At 65.3% G+C, this 17,528-nt stretch carries 15 protein-coding genes; 8 read left to right on the top strand and 7 right to left on the bottom strand.

What is annotated here, in order from left to right; translation table 11 throughout:
* Positions 1 to 16: 16 nt before the first annotated feature.
* The 3 genes from ACFSUD_RS08725 to zapE all read left to right on the top strand — a co-directional run bounded on the left by ACFSUD_RS08725 (position 17) and on the right by zapE (position 2,734).
* Positions 17 to 637, top strand: a complete 621-nt coding sequence (locus ACFSUD_RS08725) for an HAD family hydrolase (RefSeq protein WP_386373472.1) — start codon at positions 17 to 19, stop codon at positions 635 to 637.
* On the top strand, positions 634 to 1,554 hold the full coding sequence (locus tag ACFSUD_RS08720) for an ornithine cyclodeaminase family protein (protein ID WP_386373470.1): 921 nt from the start codon (positions 634 to 636) through the stop codon (positions 1,552 to 1,554). Before ACFSUD_RS08725 ends, ACFSUD_RS08720 begins: the two co-directional genes overlap by 4 nt.
* Before the next feature lie 97 nt (positions 1,555 to 1,651).
* On the top strand, positions 1,652 to 2,734 hold the full coding sequence (zapE, locus tag ACFSUD_RS08715; RefSeq protein WP_386373468.1) for a cell division protein ZapE: 1,083 nt from the start codon (positions 1,652 to 1,654) through the stop codon (positions 2,732 to 2,734).
* Between the two features lie 19 nt (positions 2,735 to 2,753).
* Here zapE and ACFSUD_RS08710 read toward each other — a convergent pair whose 3' ends face one another.
* Genes ACFSUD_RS08710 through ACFSUD_RS08695 form a run of 4 tightly spaced genes read right to left on the bottom strand, consistent with a single transcriptional unit; the run spans position 2,754 to position 9,080 of the window.
* Positions 2,754 to 4,028 (bottom strand): bifunctional folylpolyglutamate synthase/dihydrofolate synthase, encoded by a 1,275-nt coding sequence (locus tag ACFSUD_RS08710; RefSeq protein ID WP_386373466.1) that lies wholly within the window; start codon positions 4,026 to 4,028, stop codon positions 2,754 to 2,756.
* Positions 4,025 to 4,975 carry an acetyl-CoA carboxylase, carboxyltransferase subunit beta gene (gene accD, locus ACFSUD_RS08705; protein WP_386373464.1) on the bottom strand — a complete coding sequence of 317 codons (951 nt, stop codon included), beginning with the start codon at positions 4,973 to 4,975 and terminating at the stop codon, positions 4,025 to 4,027. Before accD ends, ACFSUD_RS08710 begins: the two co-directional genes overlap by 4 nt.
* A 56-nt stretch (positions 4,976 to 5,031) precedes the next feature.
* Positions 5,032 to 5,931: a CPBP family intramembrane glutamic endopeptidase gene (locus ACFSUD_RS08700; RefSeq protein ID WP_386373462.1), complete on the bottom strand. Its 900-nt coding sequence runs from the start codon at positions 5,929 to 5,931 to the stop codon at positions 5,032 to 5,034.
* Entirely contained in the window at positions 5,928 to 9,080 is a 3,153-nt protein-coding gene (locus ACFSUD_RS08695) for an ABC transporter transmembrane domain-containing protein (RefSeq protein ID WP_386373460.1), read from the bottom strand. The genes ACFSUD_RS08700 and ACFSUD_RS08695 overlap by 4 nt, the downstream gene beginning before the upstream one ends.
* A gap of 159 nt (positions 9,081 to 9,239) precedes the next feature.
* Between ACFSUD_RS08695 and ilvD the strand changes: the two genes are divergently transcribed.
* The 4 genes from ilvD to ACFSUD_RS08675 all read left to right on the top strand — a co-directional run bounded on the left by ilvD (position 9,240) and on the right by ACFSUD_RS08675 (position 12,779).
* Positions 9,240 to 11,006 (top strand): dihydroxy-acid dehydratase, encoded by a 1,767-nt coding sequence (gene ilvD, locus ACFSUD_RS08690; RefSeq protein WP_386373458.1) that lies wholly within the window; start codon positions 9,240 to 9,242, stop codon positions 11,004 to 11,006.
* Positions 10,987 to 11,550 carry a hypothetical protein gene (locus tag ACFSUD_RS08685; protein ID WP_386373456.1) on the top strand — a complete coding sequence of 188 codons (564 nt, stop codon included), beginning with the start codon at positions 10,987 to 10,989 and terminating at the stop codon, positions 11,548 to 11,550. The genes ilvD and ACFSUD_RS08685 overlap by 20 nt, the downstream gene beginning before the upstream one ends.
* Before the next feature lie 73 nt (positions 11,551 to 11,623).
* Positions 11,624 to 12,397: a DUF6478 family protein gene (locus tag ACFSUD_RS08680; RefSeq protein ID WP_386373454.1), complete on the top strand. Its 774-nt coding sequence runs from the start codon at positions 11,624 to 11,626 to the stop codon at positions 12,395 to 12,397.
* A 10-nt stretch (positions 12,398 to 12,407) separates the two neighbouring features.
* Complete coding sequence (locus tag ACFSUD_RS08675) at positions 12,408 to 12,779, top strand: hypothetical protein (protein WP_386373452.1); 372 nt, start codon at positions 12,408 to 12,410, stop codon at positions 12,777 to 12,779.
* Positions 12,780 to 13,053: 274 nt separating this feature from the next.
* On the opposite strand, the gene ACFSUD_RS08670 is transcribed toward ACFSUD_RS08675, so the two are convergent.
* The 3 genes from ACFSUD_RS08670 to gpmI are packed head-to-tail and all read right to left on the bottom strand — an operon-like array spanning position 13,054 to position 17,043.
* Positions 13,054 to 14,391, bottom strand: a complete 1,338-nt coding sequence (locus tag ACFSUD_RS08670) for a S41 family peptidase (RefSeq protein WP_386373450.1) — start codon at positions 14,389 to 14,391, stop codon at positions 13,054 to 13,056.
* A 4-nt stretch (positions 14,392 to 14,395) separates the two neighbouring features.
* Positions 14,396 to 15,529 (bottom strand): murein hydrolase activator EnvC family protein, encoded by a 1,134-nt coding sequence (locus ACFSUD_RS08665; protein WP_386373449.1) that lies wholly within the window; start codon positions 15,527 to 15,529, stop codon positions 14,396 to 14,398.
* Positions 15,526 to 17,043, bottom strand: a complete 1,518-nt coding sequence (gene gpmI, locus ACFSUD_RS08660) for a 2,3-bisphosphoglycerate-independent phosphoglycerate mutase (RefSeq protein WP_386373447.1) — start codon at positions 17,041 to 17,043, stop codon at positions 15,526 to 15,528. Before gpmI ends, ACFSUD_RS08665 begins: the two co-directional genes overlap by 4 nt.
* A 245-nt stretch (positions 17,044 to 17,288) precedes the next feature.
* On the opposite strand from gpmI, the gene ACFSUD_RS08655 reads away from it, so the two are divergent.
* Positions 17,289 to 17,468: a zinc-finger domain-containing protein gene (locus tag ACFSUD_RS08655; protein WP_386373445.1), complete on the top strand. Its 180-nt coding sequence runs from the start codon at positions 17,289 to 17,291 to the stop codon at positions 17,466 to 17,468.
* The last annotated feature ends 60 nt before the right edge of the window (positions 17,469 to 17,528 follow it).

The following is a 17,528-nucleotide window of genomic DNA, read 5'->3' as shown; positions in this document are numbered from 1 at the left end:
TGAGAAAGGATAACCTGTGCAGCCGGAAGCCGTGGTGTTTGATATCGGCAATGTCCTGATCGAATGGCAGCCCGAACGGTTCTATGATTCAGTGATCGGCGAAGAGCGCCGCCGCGCGATGTTTGCCGCCATCGACTTGCACGGCATGAACGACCGGGTCGACAGGGGCGGGCATTTCACCGAGACGATCTATGAATGCGCCGAGCAATACCCCGACTGGCGCGACGAGATCCGTCTGTGGCATGACCGCTGGATCGAGATGGCCGCGCCGGTGATCGACCATTCGCTGCGCCTGATGCAGGCGCTGCAGGCGCGCGGCGTGCCGGTGTTCTCGCTCACCAATTTCGGCATCCAGAGCTATGATCTCGCCGCCGGGCATTATCCGTTCCTGCGCCAGTTCGACCGGGATTTCATCTCCGGCCATCTCGGCATGATCAAACCCGCCGCGTCGATCTATGAGGCGCTGGAAAAGGGCAGCGGCATCGCGCCCGAACGCCTGCTCTTCACCGATGACCGCGCCGACAATATCGCCGCCGCCGCCGCGCGCGGCTGGGGCACCCATCATTTCACCGGACCGCAGGGCTGGGCCGACCGGCTCGTCGCGGAAGGATTGCTGAGCCAGGAGGAAGCCGCATGAGCAACATCCCCGTCATTTCCTTCGAGGCAGGCGAAGCCCTGCTCGACTGGATCGGGCTGACCGATGCTTTGGCCGCCGGTCACGGGCTGCCGCGCGCCGAGATCGGCGATACCTTCCTCTATCGCGGCGAAGACACGCTGCTGAGCCGCGCCGCCTGGATCGACGGACTGGGCATCGCGGTGAAGACCGCCACGATCTTTCCCGGCAATCGCCAGACCGACAAGCCGATGGTCAACGGCGGGGTCAATCTCTACGCCGATGGCGACGGCACGCTGGAAGCGATTGTCGATTTCCACCTCGTGACCAAATGGAAAACGGCCGGCGATTCCCTGCTCGCCGCGCGCCATCTGGCGCGGGTCGACAGCGAAAATATTCTGATCGTCGGTGCCGGAACGCAGGGGCGCGCGCTCTATGAAGCCTATAGCGCCGTCTTTCCGCAGGCGCGTTTCAGCATCTGGAACCGCACCCGCGCCAATGCCGAGGCCATGGCGACGGAACTGCCCGGCCTGAGCGTCGCCGAGGATCTCGAAGTGGCGGTGCGCGGTGCGGATATCGTCACCAGCGCCACCATGTCGAGCACGCCGTTGATCAAGGGCGACTGGCTCCAGCCCGGCCAGCATATCGATCTCATCGGCGCCTACCGCCCCGATATGCGCGAGGCCGATGATGCGGCGTTGCAGGCCGCGCGGATCTTCGTGGACAGTTTCGACACGACAATCGGCCATATCGGCGAGATCGAGATCCCGCTCGAAAGCGGCGCGATCGGCCGCGAGGCGCTGTTGGCGGATTATTATGACCTGCCGAGCTTCACCCGGAACGATGATCAAGAGATCACCCTGTTCAAGAACGGCGGCGGCGCGCATCTCGACCTGATGACCAGCCGCTATATTCTCGAGCGTTGGCGGGCGCAGAACTGAGCCAGCGGAAATTTCGGTGTCTTCGCCGAAACGATGTCCCGGATCGGGCCACGGCGCGCCGCTTTCATCTGACGAGACAGGATTGTAGGACTCTGTCATGACAAACATGCGCGAAACCTTTGAGCAGCTGACCGCCTCCGGCAAGCTGCAGCCCGACCCGGCGCAGGAAGCTGTGCTGCCGGAATTCGACCGGATCCGCACCGCCCTGCTGCAGCCGGTCAGGAAAGGCCTGTTCCGCAAGGCACCCGAGCCGCCCAAGGGGCTTTATCTCTGGGGCGGGGTCGGGCGCGGCAAGTCGATGTTGATGGATCTCTTCGTTGAAAGCCTGGAGGACGTGCCCGCGCGGCGGGTGCATTTCCATGCTTTCATGCAGGAGATCCACGCAATGCTGCACGAGGTGCGCAAGACCGGTGTCGATGACGCGATCGCGCCGGTGGCGGCCGAGGTCGCCGCCTCGGTGCGGCTTCTGGCCTTTGACGAGATGCAGATCACCGACATTACCGACGCAATGATCGTCGGGCGACTGTTCGAAGCGCTGTTCGCCGATGGGGTCGTGGTGGTCACGACCTCGAACCGCCTGCCGGACGAGCTCTACAAGAACGGGCTCAACCGCGATCTCTTCCTGCCCTTCATCGCGCTGATCAAGGACAGGATGGTGGTGCATGAGCTCGCCAGTCCGAAGGATTACCGGCAGGACAGGCTGGCCGGGACGCAGGTCTATTTCACACCCGTCAATGCCGAAAGCCGCGCTGCGATGAATGCGGTCTGGCAGGATCTTGCCGGGGGTCCGGGCGCGCCGCTGCATCTGCAGGTCAAGGGGCGTGACGTGGTGCTGCCGACCTTCCGCAATGGCGTGGCGCGCGCGCCTTTCCACGATCTCTGCGGCCGCCCGCTCGGCCCGGCGGATTACCTCGCGCTGGCCGCGGAGATCAAGGTGCTGCTGCTCGATGACATCCCGCAGCTCGGGCGGTCGAATTTCAACGAAGCCAAACGCTTCGTCACCCTGATTGACGCGCTTTACGAGGCGAAGGTCCGGCTGATCTCTTCCGCCGCGGCGAAGCCGGAGATGCTCTATCTCGAGGGAGAGGGCACGTTCGAATTCGAGCGCACCGCTTCGCGGCTGCGGGAGATGCAGAGCGATGACTGGGCGCGCCGGAATGGCGTCGGGGGCACGGGCTGAGCCCCCGGCAAGGATTTCGTCAGCTGTTCTCGCGCAGGACACCGCCCGCGAGATAGAGCGAGCCGCAGATCAGCACCCGCGCCTCCGGCGTCTCGGCGACGATCCCGCGCAGCGCGCTGGCCACATCATCAGCTACCTCGGCCTTCATGCCCACCGCCTTTGCCGCCGCTGCCGTAGCTTCGCCGGGCAGGGTGTTGGCCTCGCCGGGAATGGACACGGCGACCAGTCGCTCGGCCTGTGCCGCGAGGGGACGCAGATAGCCGCTGATGTCCTTGGTGTTGAGCATGCCGCAGATCAGGTAGGTCGCGCGCGCGGGCATCTGCGCCAGCACCGAGGCCAGCGCCTCGCCCGCCGCAGGGTTGTGGCCGCCATCGAGCCAGAGTTCCCCCTGCCCCGCCAGCTCGACCAGCGGCCCGGCACTAAGCCGCTGCATCCGTGCGGGCCAGAAGGCCTTCGTGACCGCCGCCTCGCAGGCCGCCTCGTCCGCGCCGAGATGCCGCAGCGCCGCCAGCGCCGCGCCGGCATTGGTGATCTGGTGGTCGCCCGGCAGGTTCGGGCGCGGCAGGTCGAGCAGCCCGCGCTCGTCCTGATAGACCATGCGACCGGCCTCAGGTCCCACATGCCATTGCTGCCCATAGGCCAGCAACGGCGCGCCGAGGGCGGTGGCCCGTGCCTCGATCACCTCGAGCCCGGCCTCTTCCTGCGGGCCGACGACACAGGTCACGCCGCGTTTGATGATCCCGGCCTTCTCCCCGGCAATCTCGGCGAGGGTCTCGCCCAGGAATTGCTGGTGATCGACCGAAACCGGGGTAATCACCGTCAGGGCCGGATCCTTGATCACGTTGGTCGCATCGAGCCGCCCGCCAAGCCCGACTTCGAGCAGGACGTAATCGGCAGGCACCCGCGAGAAGGCAAGCAGCGCGGCGCAGGTCGTGATTTCGAAATAGGTGATGTCTTCGCCATCGTTGGCGGCGTAGCATTCGTCGAGCACTTCGGTCAGGACCGTCTCGTCGATCAACGCGCCCGCGAGGCGGATACGTTCGTGAAACCGCGCCAGATGCGGCGAGGTATAGGCATGGACCGATTTGCCCATCGCCTCGAGCCCGGCGCGGATCATCGCCTGTGTCGAGCCCTTGCCGTTGGTTCCGGCGAGATGGATAACCGGCGGCAGCCGGTCCTGCGGATTGCCGAGCGCGTCGAGCAGCCGCCACATCCGGTCCAGCGTCAGGTCGATGATCTTCGGATGCAGCGCCATCATCCGTTCGAGGATGGCGTCCGAGCCCTGCCCGGTCATGCCTTGGGTGCCTCGGTGGCCGGTTCGGGTTCCGGCGCTGCTACGACGGGGGTTTGCTCGCTCTTGTCCGGCGCCGGGAGATCGCCGCGCACGGCGGGCGGCAGGCCAAGAAGCATCCGCGTGATGCCGATCAGCTCGTCGCGCAGCTCGGTGCGTTTGGTCACCCGGTCGAGCATGCCGTGATCGAGCAGATATTCGGCGCGCTGGAAGCCTTCGGGCAGTTTCTCGCGGATCGTCTGTTCGATCACCCGCGGCCCGGCAAAGCAGATCAGCGCGTTCGGCTCGGCGATCTGCACATCGCCCAGCATCGCATAGGACGCGGTGACACCGCCGGTGGTCGGATGCACGAGCACCACGATATAGGGCAGCCCGGCCTCCTTCAGCATCTGCACCGCGACGGTGGTGCGCGGCATCTGCATGAGGCTGAGGATACCTTCCTGCATCCGCGCGCCGCCGGCGGCGGAGAACAGGACCAGCGGCCGCTTGAGCTTTACCGCTTCCTCGGCAGCGGCGATGATCGCATTGCCCACATACATGCCCATCGACCCGGCCATGAAGGAGAAATCCTGCGCCGCGGCAACGATCGGGGTGCGCCCGATCTCGCCGGTCGCGACCAGCATCGCCTCGCTCTCGCCGGTCTGTTTCTGGGCGGCGCGCAGCCGGTCGGGGTATTTCTTTTGATCGCGGAAGTTCAGCGGATCGGTGGTGGGCGCCGGTACCTTGACCTCGCTGAAGATCCCTCCGTCGAACAGGTTCTTGAACCGTTCGCGCGGCGAAATCTGCATGTGGTGGCCGCAATTGGTACAGACGTTAAGATTGTCCGACAGCTCGCGGTGAAACAGCATGGTGCCGCATTCGTCGCATTTGGTCCACAGGTTGTCCGGCGTCTCGCGCCGCGAGAAGATCGAGTTGATCCTTGGCCGAACGTAGTTCGCGATCCAGTTCATGTCGTGTCCCTTGGAAATTTGACCCCTGAGATAAGCCGGCCCGCCGCAAATTGCAATCAGCGCCGGATCGCCAGTCTCGCGGTCAGCCAGGCCACCAGCATCAGCGCGAAATCGACCGGCAGCCAGGCCCTCGTCGCGGCCTCGTCGGCCATCGAAAACGGTGTGAGATAGAGCGCCAGCCCCGAGAGATCATCGGGGACCGAGATGATCACGATCGCCGAGACATTGTTCCAGAAATGCACCGCGATCGCCGGTCCGAGCGATCCCGAGCGGGCGGTGAGATCCGCCATCAGGATACCGAAGAGCCCGGCCCAGAGCGCGATCATCAGCGCGTTGTCCCCCGCCACTTCGGGCAGATAATGGCCTAGGGCGAAGAGGACGGAGGGCAGCACCATCCATATCAGGGGAGAGCGGAACCGGGCCGCCAGCTGTTGCTGCACATAGCCGCGAAACAGGATCTCTTCGGCGCTGACCTGCACCAATACGCCGAGCAGCGACAGCGGCAGCAGCAGCAGCCAGCGGCCGACCGGCAGGTTCGGCACCAGCGCATCTCCCATCCCCCAGGGCGGCAGCAGCAACAGCGCCAGGCTGAGCAGCGCCAGCAGCCCAAGGACGGCGGCGAAATGCGCCCGCGCGACCTGCACCGGGCCGATGAGACTGCGCATCGGGCGGCGGTGCAGCAGCCGCACGCTGACACCCGTCGCGAGAATCATCAGCCCAAAGCTGAACAACAGCATGTACATGGCCATCGGCGAGGCGCCCGAGAGCACCTCCTGATAGAGTGACCTGCCGTTTTGGTCCGAGAGACCGTAGAAAAACAGGAAATACACCTGGTTGAGCATGAAATAGAGTAGGGTTGCCATGATCAGCCCGGCCAGCAGCCGCCAGAGGGCCGCCGTGGCAAGGGCGGGCGCGATAAAACGGTCATGGGCGCGGTAGTCCAGTCGCCAGATCATCGCGGCGGCTCCCGGTCCACCGGCGGCGCCGGGGGCCCATCCACCTGCCGGGGCACGTCGATCCGCGCCGCGCGCAGCAATTCGGCCGCCCCGGTGAGATGTTCGGCGACGGTGCGCAGCAGGCTGAGCAGTACGCCGCGGTCATTCTCGATCACCGCGCGGAGCTGCTCGGCCCCGATGCGCAGGAAACGGGTCTTTTCCAGCGCGGTCAGGTCGAGCTGGCGCGGCTGGTCGAGGATGACCGCCAGATCGCCGATCAACCGCCCCGGCCTGACATCGGCGACATGATGCCCCTCGCCCTCCGGATCGCGCCAGGTCAGTTCCGCAAGCCCCTCAAGACAGAGATAGGCGGCATCCGGCGGCTCGTTGATGGAAAAGATCCGCTGTCCCTCCTCTGCCTCGTACCATTGCGCGGCAAAGGCCAGAAGCCGCTGGTTGCGGGCGTCGAGATTGCCGAACAATTCGTTGCGCGACAGGATCCGCAGCTTGCGGCGCAGATCGCCCGAGCCGTCCTCCTCCGGTGTGGGCCGATCGAGCTGCTCCTGCCCGTCGATCCGCCCGCCACTGATCCGAACATGCAGGTCGAAATCGCCGGGATCGGTGAAACGGTCGTCGAGATGGATCTGTGTCGTCCGGGGCAGCAATTCCCCGAGCCGGTGCCGAAGCTGGGTGAGCGCGGCGTTGCTGTGCGAGCTGAGCGGCTTGTTGAATACCAGGATGTCGGGCCGCTTGATCGCCGCGCGGTTGAAGGCGAGCCGTTCCTGGAACATCGACGACAGGTTGGTACCGCCGATATTGGTCGGCACGTCGAAGACATTGACCGCGATCTTCCGCCAGAGCCCGTGTGACTCGAGTATCTCTGCCACCAGATCGACGATCAGATCGCCCTGGAGCCCGGCAATCGCCGAAACCCTTCCGTAGATCAGGTTTTCCAGCAGCGAGAAGCGCGGCAAATAATTCTCGGGTGTCACCGGGATGAACATGCTCTTGGCCCGCTCGCGCAGGGTCGCGCCATGGGTCTTCCGGACATGAAGGATCTCCTGCTTGAAACTCTCCGGAAAGGCCGGTCCGATCTGTTCCGCCGTCAGCGCGAAGGGCACGGTGAGCAGCAGCGCGAATTCATCCTCGCTGAGCGCTGCATCACCCTTTTCGCGGCGCCGCGCGGCGATATCCACCAGCCGTTCGTAGAGTTCCTCCTCGATGCCCAGCGCGGTAAACAGCGGATGGTCGGTGCCGTCGCGACCGAAGGTCTGGTGCAGCGTCTCGACCAGGGTCTGCGAGATCGCGATCCCCTCTTCGGCAAGACCAACCTCGGCGATCATGCCGAGGAAATGCCGCTCCGCCGCCAGCCCTTCCTGCGAAATGTCGCGCAGCGGCGTGGCGAAGATCAGGTTGCCGCCCAGCGGAATGCCGGGGTTGAACTTTTCCGGATCGAGCCGGTGGATCGCCTTGGCAAGCCCGGCTTTCTTCAGCCCCTCCCAGACCTCGCCGCGCAGCGAAACGATCTGGCGCGCGAGCTCGGGATGGGCCTCGGGGTCCATTCGCGCGTTGAGCATGTTGCGGAACATGGTCTCGGTCAGTCCCAGTGTCTCGCTGAGCTTGTACCACCATTCCTCGACCTCTTCGCGCGATTCCAGCCCGGCCAGCCCCGGATCGAGCCAATCGGGCTCGACCCGGTCTAGACTGTTGCCCGAGCGGTCGGCCTCGAGCCGCAGGCGATCCTCGACCGCCGTGCCATTGCCCCTGCCGATCAGCGTCAGCGCTGTCGAAGCCTGCATCTCGCCCACGGAATTGCGCGGGCGCATGCGCAGCGGCATCAGCAGGTTTTCCCCGACACTGCCCTGAAACAGGTAGGGTTTGTCATGGGCATACCCGATCCGTGCCGCCACCACGGCCTGATGCAGTCGTGACAGGTCATGCCCCGCGATCTCGATCCGGCCGCGGCTCGGCAGCAGTTCGCGGGTGAGCATTTCCGCAAGCGCGCGGCGTTCGGACTGGTTGGCGACCTCGATGGCGACCTGCGCCCCCGCGGGGATGCGCAGATTGAGATCCTCCAGCACCATGTCGCCATCGCCGTTGCGCAGCGAGACATTGCTCAGCACCAGATCGCCCTTGAGCTCCGGTATTTCCTCGGGCGCGCCCTCGAACAGGCGCTCGTCGATCATGTTATGCGGGCCGAAACGTTCGGTCACGACGTCCCAGCGTAGCGACATGTCCTGGGTCTGGTTGTAATAGGTCAGCAATTCCTTCCACGGGCTCGACAGATCCTTGTAGGCCGCCAGCGCCGCGACCAGCGCGCCGACGGTGATCTGCCCGACGATCGCGAGGTAGCCGCCGACCGCATAGAAGAAGAACGGCGTCAGCTGGGTAATGAAGTTGTTGAGGAACTTCATGAAGAACTTCTTCTGATAGATCCTGAAACGGATATCGAACAGCCGCCCGAGCCGATCGGTAAAACCGGCCAGCCGCAGGCGCCAGCCGCCGTTGCTGCGCAGGTCGGTGATCCCGGCGGCGGTCTCGCCGATCTCGGCGGCGAAATGGCGCACCTCCTTGATGCGCTCCTTGTTGAGCAGGTTGATCTGGCGCTGCAGCAGCGGGATGAGCCACGCCTGCAGCGGGATCAGCGCCACCCCGGCAAGCCCGAACCAAGGCGATTGCAGGAACAGGAACAGCACGATGATCAGCATCTGTCCGGCCTGAAACGCCGGTTGTGCCACCGCATCTCCCATCAGCCCGCCCATCGGCTCGGCCTCCGAGGTGACCATCGAGACCAGCTCGCCCTGGCTGGTGTTCTCGAAATAGCTGCGCGGAAATCGCATCATCCGGGCGATCAGCTGAAACCGGAAGCGCCGCAGCAGCCGTTCCGCAAGGACGCCCTTCATGGTGTTGAGCCGCATCTTCAGCAAGCCATGCACCAGCACCGCCGCCAGATAGGCGAAACAGAGAAGCATCAGCAATTGCACCTGGGTGATCCTGACCCCGAAGAGGTCGATCACCGAATGTTGCGCGCCGATGGCGTCGTTGATGATCCGCTTGGGCAGTTCCAGCGTCGCGTAGAGGAACGGAAAGGTGAGGATCGTGAAGCCGAGGAGCACCAGTTGCTCGCGCCGCGAATATTTCCAGATGAAGGAAAATAGGCTGGGCTCCATGCGCCGTCACTTTCGCTGCGGGGGCCGCCGACGGCCGGAAGAAGGGGTTCGCCCAATCTAGTCAAGCGCCGGGGCCAATACAACAAGCGCGCATCAGCCTTGCAGCAGCGCGACCGGAGGACTATTCCAGCAGGAACAGCCAAACGGGAGCCTATCCGCATGTCCAGCAACCAGCGTTTCGACAAAACCAAACTGCCCAGCCGCCACGTGACCGAGGGTCCGGCGCGGGCGCCGCACCGGTCCTATTATTACGCGATGGGCATGACGGAAGAAGAGATTCACCAGCCGCTCGTCGGCGTCGCCACCTGCTGGAACGAAGCCGCGCCCTGCAACATCGCGCTGAACCGGCAGGCGCAGGCGGTGAAAGTGGGCGTGCATTCCCAGCAGGGCACGCCGCGCGAGTTCACCACCATCACCGTCACCGACGGTATCGCGATGGGCCACGAGGGCATGCGTTCCTCGCTCGCCTCGCGCGAAGCGATTGCCGACACGGTCGAACTGACGATGCGCGGCCATTGCTACGATGCGCTTGTCGGGCTGGCCGGCTGTGACAAATCGCTGCCCGGCATGATGATGGCGATGATCCGGCTCAACGTGCCGTCGGTCTTCCTCTATGGCGGCTCGATCCTGCCCGGCAAGGCACCCGCCGGTGCCGATGTGCCCGAAGATTTCGCCACCCGCGATCTGACCGTGCAGGATATGTTCGAAGCCGTGGGCCGCTTCCAGAATGGCTCCATGTCGCAGGCCGCTTTGGACGTGCTCGAACGCGTTGCTTGCCCCTCTGCCGGGGCATGTGGCGGCCAGTTTACCGCCAACACCATGGCCTGTGTGTCCGAGGCCATCGGCCTCGCGCTGCCGAACTCCTCCGGCATGCCCGCGCCCTATGAGAGCCGCGACGCCTATGCCGAAGCCTCGGGCGCCGCGGTGATGAACCTGATCGAGAAGAACATCCGCGCCCGCGACATCTGTACCCGCGAAGCCTTTGAGAACGCGGCACGCATCGTCGCCTGCACCGGCGGCTCTACCAACGCCGGTCTGCACCTGCCGGCCATGGCGCATGAAGCCGGGATCGAGTTCTACCTTGAGGACGTCTGCGAAATCTTCCGCGACACGCCTTACTTCGTCGATATGAAACCGGGCGGCCAGTATGTGGCGAAAGACCTCTACGACGCGGGCGGCGTGCCGGTGGTGATGAAGGAGCTGCGCAAGGCGGGGCTGCTGCACACCGATTGCCTGACCGTGACAGGCCGCTCCATCGGCGAGGAGCTTGACCGGATCGAGCGCGAGGCCGACGGCAAGGTGATCCATTCGGTCGCCACCCCGATCAGCAAGACCGGCGGCGTCGTGGGCCTGAAGGGCAATCTCGCTCCCGAGGGCGCCATCGTGAAGATTGCCGGCATGTCCGAGGAAGACATCGTCTTCACAGGGCCGGCGCTGGTCTTCGAATGCGAACAGGATGCCTTCGAGGCGGTGCAGAACCGCGATTACAAGGAAGGCGACGTTTTCGTGATCCGCAACGAAGGCCCGGCCGGCGGTCCCGGCATGCGCGAAATGCTGGCCACCACGGCCGCGCTTTCGGGTCAGGGCATGGGCAAGAAGGTGGCGCTGATCACCGATGGCCGCTTCTCCGGCGCGACCCGCGGCTTCTGCGTCGGCCATGTCGGACCGGAGGCTGCCAACGGCGGACCGATCGCGCTGCTGAAGAACGGCGATATGATCACGCTCGACGCGGTCAAGGGAACGATCTCGGTCGATCTCAGCGATGAGGAACTGGCGGAGCGCAAGTCCGCCTGGGCCGGTGCCCGACCGACCAATTACGCTTCGGGTGCGCTGTGGAAATATGCCCAGCTCGTCGGCCCGACCTATCTCGGCGCCGTGACCCACCCTGGCGCGAAAGCGGAAACGCATGACTACATGGACCTCTAAAGGTCCGCTTCTCGCGGCGGCGCTGCTGCTCCTCACCGGCTGCGAGGTCGGTCCGGTCGGCAGCGGCGCCGCGCCCAAGGGGCTGTCGCAGGCCCGCATGGGCGGGGGCGCGCTACGGCTGGTGCCGCCGCCCGGCTATTGCATCGATCAGGGCAGCCTGAAGGCCCGTTTCGCCCTGCTGGCCCGCTGCGATGCCTTCGCCGCCGTCGACACGGTCAGCGATGCGCCGCGTGGCATGATCACCTTCAGCATGTTGCCCGCCCCTGCCGGAGCGGAACTGCCCAGTCCCGAGACCATCGCCAAGGCCGCGCGGCTCACCCGGCTTTCCGAGGTCGAAAGCACCGCGGCCGAAACGATCTTCCGCGCGGTCGGCCCGGTCCCGGTGAAAGGCGTCTCGCCACGGCATTGGCGCGCCGCCGCGCTGATCGATGGACAACTCGTCGGGATCGCGCTCTACGGGCCCGAGGATGGCCGTGCCATTACCGGCGACGGACGCATGCTGATCAAGGCGCTGATTGCGCGCAGCCGGGCGGCCAACCCCTGAGACTCCGGTGCATTCCGTTTGAATGCGCCGTCGCTGGTAGCTAGGATGACAGAAACGAAGGCAGTAACGATTTATGGCCAGGTTCGGCGATACTTTCCTGAGCAATCCGCTCTATGCGGGGACGATAAGGCGATGGGCGCGCGCCGCGCGGCAGGCTGATATTGTCGATCTGACGGTGCTGCGCCGCCAGCGCAATCGTGCGCGGCTTCTCAGGCATCATCTCGACCGGTTGATCAACAAGGCAGATGAACGACTCGCGCTGCCGATGATCGGCTCTACCGGCTTTGCCAAACCTCATAATGCCGACTGGGCCTGGCGCCCGGCGCTCTGGCGCGGTCCGCTGGCCGAAAAGGGCCGCGCCTCGGTGCCGAACAAGGCGCGGCTCGGTGACGAGATCACGCTGTTCCACGACTGCGCCCAATCCGAGCTGACCCTGCGTCAGCTGCGTAACCTGCGCCGCGAAGATCTCGCGCCCTACGGGCTGCGCCTGGATGTGTTCAGCTTTGACGGCTCGTTTCTGTCCCTGGTCGTGGATCTGCCGGAAAGCGGCTGGAAAGGCCTGAAACGCAACCATCTGTTGCGGCTCGAAGCCATTGTGGAACTCGAGAAACCGCTGGAGATCTTCGCCCGGCTCAACATCCGCCACGGCCCCAATACCGAGCAGATCGTCCGCGAGCTGCCGATGGAGCAGAGCGACATGCGCGTCGAATTCGACCTCGCCTATTCGAGCATCAACGAGAAACGCGTCGAAGCGGCCTGGATCGACCTGATCTTCGAAGGGCCGCAGATGAACCAGGTCGTACTGCGCGACCTGACCTTCTCCCGGCGCCCCCGCGCCCAGATCTAGGAGTCGCTGAATGCGCCCGCTGCAACTGACCAAGACCGACATGCGCCAGGGGATCTGGCAGGGCATCCTGACACCCGCCGGAGACAGCGCCCCCGATCTCGATATCCGCCACGGCGAACGCAGGCTCGAGAATTTCACGCTCGAACACAACGAGGCGGCCGGTCACTGGCTGCTGTCGATCCCGATCCCGCCGGAAGCCATCGCGGATGGTGTGCAGACCTTGCTGATCCTCAACAGGGAAGACAATGCCCAGCTCGGCCATGTGACGCTGATCGCCGAGGAAGCGCTGGCGGATGACATCCGCGCCGAGCTCGACCTGCTGCGCGCCGAACTCGACATGCTCAAACGCGCCTTCCGCCGTCATTGCCTCGAAACCACCTGAGCCGCGCAAGAGACGCCCGCACAGATCCCTGCGAAGGCATCTTCGTTTGGTATGTCGGCTGGGCGGGCGGAGCTCTATTACACCGCGAACGCCCCAGTGGCGGCTCCGGTGAACCACCCCATAAACCGTTCAGGCCTTCCCAGGCAGCCTGTAAATTGGACTCGCGGCGAACATTCCCCCCGCCGGACGCGCAACGCGCAACCCACCACATATATAGAAAGGGGCCCGCCGATCCCGCGGCGAGCCCCTTCCCTTTGCGCTAAACTTGCGCCTCTCAGTCGGTCGGGCCGAGCGCCGAGAGGCCCTTCAGGATGTCGATCGCATAGGCGAGCTGGTAATCCTCTTCGCGCAGCTTGGCGGCATCGGCAGCCTTGGCGCGGTCTTCTTCGATCTGCTTGATCTCGTCTTCGCTGAGGCTGTCGTTGTTGAGACTCCCGCGCAGGTCGGCTTCCGAGCGGAGCGGGCGTGCGATCTTGTCTTCCTCCTCCTCGGAGGCAGGTTTGGCGGGCGGTTGCGCCACCACGATATCGGGCGAGACACCCAGCGCCTGGATCGAGCGGCCGGAGGGCGTGTAGTAGCGCGCGGTGGTCAGCCGCATCGCGCCATCGCCCCGCAGCGGCATCACGGTCTGGACCGAACCCTTGCCGAAGCTCTTGGTGCCGACGATGATGGCGCGGCGGTGATCCTGCAGCGCCCCCGCGACAATCTCCGAGGCCGAGGCCGAGCCACCGTTGATCAGCACCACGATCGGCTTGCCCTGTGACAGGTCTCCGGGCGTGGCGTTGACACGGTCCCCGTCGGCAGCCTCCCGGCCCCGGGTGCTGACGATCTCGCCCTCTTCGAGGAAGGCGTCCGACACTGCGATCGCCTGGGTCAGCAGCCCGCCGGGATTGTTGCGCAGGTCGAGCACGATGCCGTTGAGCTTCTCGATCCCGCCCGCCTTCTCGATCTGTTCGGCGAGCCCTTCCTTGAGCTTGGGATAGGTCTGTTCGTTGAAGGTCGTGACGCGCAACACAGCCGAATTGCCTTCGGTCCGCGCGCGCACGGCCGTCAGCTGGATCGTGTCGCGGGTGATTGTCACGTCGAAGGGTTCGGGCTCGCCTTCGCGCACCACGGTGATGACGATCTCAGAGCCCACCGGGCCGCGCATCAGTTCGACCGCATCGTCCAGCAGCAGGCCCAGCAGGCTCTCGCCGTTGACATGGGTGATGAAATCGCCCGCCTCGATCCCCGCTTCCGCCGCCGGCGTGTCGTCGATCGGAGAGACCACTTTGACGAAGCCGTCCTCCTGCGTCACCTCGATGCCGAGACCGCCGAATTCTCCGCGGGTCTGCTCGCGCATCTTCACCGCGTCCTTGGGCGAGAGGTAACTGGAATGCGGGTCGAGCGAGGTCAGCATGCCGTTGATCGCCGCTTCGATCAGATCGCCGGGATCGACATCCTCGACATATTGCGCGCGGATCCGCTCGAAGATGTCGCCGAAAAGGTCGAGTTGCTCATAGACATTGCCGGTCTTGGCCGCCTCCTGGGCGAGCAATGGCCCCGCAACCTGGGTCGTGGCGATTGCCCCTGCCAATGTGCCGCCTAGGGCTGCCATCACGAATTTCTTCATCTGCTTATCCATCCTTGTCGGTGCGGAACCAGTCCTGGGGGTCCAGTGGCGTGTTATTCTGCCTTACTTCCAAATAGAGCGTCTGCGAGCGATCGATGCCAGAGCCATCACCTTGATTTGACAATTCCGCGCCCTCCTGCCCCGCCGGAACGCCCATCAATCCGATCGGCGTGCCCGCCGAAATCACCTGCCCCGCCTGACCATAGACCACATCAAGCCCGGCGAGCACAAACAGAGTATCGACCTGGGGCTCCAGAATGACCACATTGCCGAGGTCGAGCAGCGGGCCGGTGTAACGGATGGTGGCCGCGGAGGGGCTGGTGACGATGGCCCGCGACCGGGTCGCGAGCACGATGCCGGGCCGTGTCACGCCCGCGGCGTCGGTTTCTCCGGCGCGGCGCAGGACCAGCCCCTGCACCGGCAGCGGCAATTCGCCGACCTGTCCGTCGATGTTGATCGGCGCCGGTTCGCTTTCCTCGAGCGCGATCTTCGTCAGGCCGCTGGCGAACCCTTCGAGCGTCTCGGTCGAATCGATCAGGATCGCGGTACGCACCGGATCCTCGGTGAACCGCGTCGGCAGGTCGGTACGGTTGGCCATCGCCTGGTTGAGCGCGGTGCGGGCGCGCTGGATCTCGTCGAGCCCTTTCTGAAGCCGGGCGGCGGCCTCGCTTTGCAGGGCACGCAGGGTCTTTACGTCATCGAGGTCACGGCGCAGGGCATCGGCGCGGTTGTTGAGCGCCGGTGTCAGCTCGCTCAGCAACATCCCGGCGCGGGCGGTGCCCATCGGCCCCTCGGGGTGCAGGAAGACCACCGGCGAAGGCTCGCCGCCGATGCTCTGCAATACGCCGAGCAATTGCGCCACCTCGCCGTCGCGCGACGCCAGACGCTTGCTGAGCCGGGCTTCGCTGATCGCGGCGCGGCGCAGCCCGTCGCGCATGGCGGCGAGACCGGTCTCGTAGGATCTGATCGTCTCGGTCAGCGCCTTGACCCGATCACGGGCAGTCGCGGCAGTGTCGAGCTTGGCCGAAGCCGCCTCGAGCTGGCGCGCGGCGAGGCGAGCCTGTTCCGCCGCCTCGCCCTGCGCGAGCCCGACGGCGGGCACGAGGATCAGCGACAGGATCAGCCAGAGGGCTCTCATGTCAGCAGGCACCGGCCGGTCATCTCCCCGGGCTGTTCCAGCCCCATCAGATGCAGCAGCGTCGGCGCGAGATCGGCCAGCCGCCCGTCGCGCAGCTCTGCCTCCGGCGGCCCGCCGATCACCGCCACGGGAACGGGGTTTAGCGTATGGGCGGTATGCGCACCCCGGGTCAGCGGGTCGATCATGGTTTCACAATTGCCGTGATCGGCCGTCAGGATCATCGCCCCGCCAGCCTCCTCTAGCGCCGCCAGCACCTGTCCGAGCCCCTCGTCCACCGCCTCGCAGGCCGCGATCGCCGCTGCCAGATCGCCGGTATGGCCGACCATGTCGGGATTGGCGTAATTGACCACTATCAGGTCATAGCCCGCCCCGATCGCCTCGACGAATTTTTCGGTCACCTTGGCCGAAGACATCTCGGGCTGCATGTCATAGGTCGCCACATGCGGGCTGCGCGGCATGAACCGATCCTCGCCCGCCTCGGGCTCTTCCTCGCCCCCGTTGAGGAAGAATGTCACATGCGGATATTTCTCGGTCTCCGCCAGCCGGAACTGGCGCAGCCCCTGTTTCGCTACCCAGGCACCGAGCGTATTGACGATCTCCACCTTGGGATACATCACGCTCATGTAGCTGTTGTGATGCTCGGAATATTCCGCCATCCCCATCAGCGCCGCCCAGTGCGGGCGATGCGACACGCTGAACAGGTCGAATTCAGGATCGCCGATCGCCGCCATGATCTGCCGTGCCCGGTCGGCGCGGAAGTTAAGACAGAACAGACCGTCGCCACCCTGTGCGCCGGCATATTCGCCGATCAGCGTCGGCGCCATGAATTCGTCATTCTCGTTGCGCGCATAGGCCTGTTCGACGGCCTTCTGCGCCGAACCCGCCCGCAAACCGTCGCCGCGCACGATGACGCTGTAGGCGCGGCTGATCCGGTCCCAGCGATTGTCCCGGTCCATCGCGAAGTAGCGCCCGGCGACGGTAGCGATTGCGGCACCCTCGGGCAGCGCCGCGCCCAGCCGTTCGAGATAGCCGATGGCCGAGCGCGGCGCCACGTCGCGACCGTCGGTAAGCGCATGGATCAGCACCGGCACCCCGGCGGCGCGCAGGGCGCGCGCGGCGGCGACCATGTGGTTCATATGGCCATGCACGCCGCCATCGGAAACCAGTCCGAGCAGATGCGCGGTGCCGCCGCTGTCCTGCATTTCCCCGATGAAGGCGGTGAGGCGCGGGTTCTCGAAGAAATCACCGGAGGCAATCTCCATATCGATCTGTCCGAGATCCATCGCCACCACCCGCCCGGCGCCGATGTTCATGTGGCCGACCTCGGAATTGCCCATCTGCCCAACCGGCAGGCCGACATCCGGCCCATGGGTGACCAGCGTCGCATTCGGGCAGCTCCGCATCACCCGGTCGAAATTCGGCGTGCGCGCGAGCAGCGGTGCATTGCCGACCGGGTCGGCGCTCTGGCCCCATCCGTCGAGGATGCATAATACGACTGGCTTGGGGGGGCTCATTCTGCTCGGTTCCGATCCTGATGTTTCGCGCCTTTTAGCGGCTGCAGCCGTCAGGGTGAACCACTTTCCGCCGCCTTCCTGCAGGGGAACGCGCACTGTCGGGGCGCGCGCCGTTCCTGCCCGGCGCGGCGGTTCGCCCGCGCGTGAAACCGGCCTTGCTCCCGCAGGCTCCTTTGGTCATAACCGAAGCCTGACAGCGCCAGGCCGAAGCGCCGCGCAAAGCCCCGAGCCGAGGATGAACCGAGATGACCCTGCAAGCCCCCGAGACCCGCATCGTCAACAGCTACCGCGTCGCCTGCGACGGCGGCGAAGGCGCGCTCGGGCATCCGCGGGTCTGGCTGCAGATCCCGCGCGACACCGGCTGGGTCGAATGTGGCTATTGCGACTGCAAATTCGTCCATGCCAGCTTCGAGGGCAAGGCCTGAGCCTGCGCCGCAGCCAGCCCGCCGCGTCCTGCGGCGCGGTCCCTGAACGATCTGATAGCC

Source organism: Sulfitobacter aestuarii (assembly GCF_042685005.1).
Lineage (GTDB): Bacteria > Pseudomonadota > Alphaproteobacteria > Rhodobacterales > Rhodobacteraceae > Sulfitobacter > Sulfitobacter aestuarii.
Note: the sequence above shows the minus strand (reverse complement) of the source record. Positions and strands in the feature narration are given on the sequence as shown.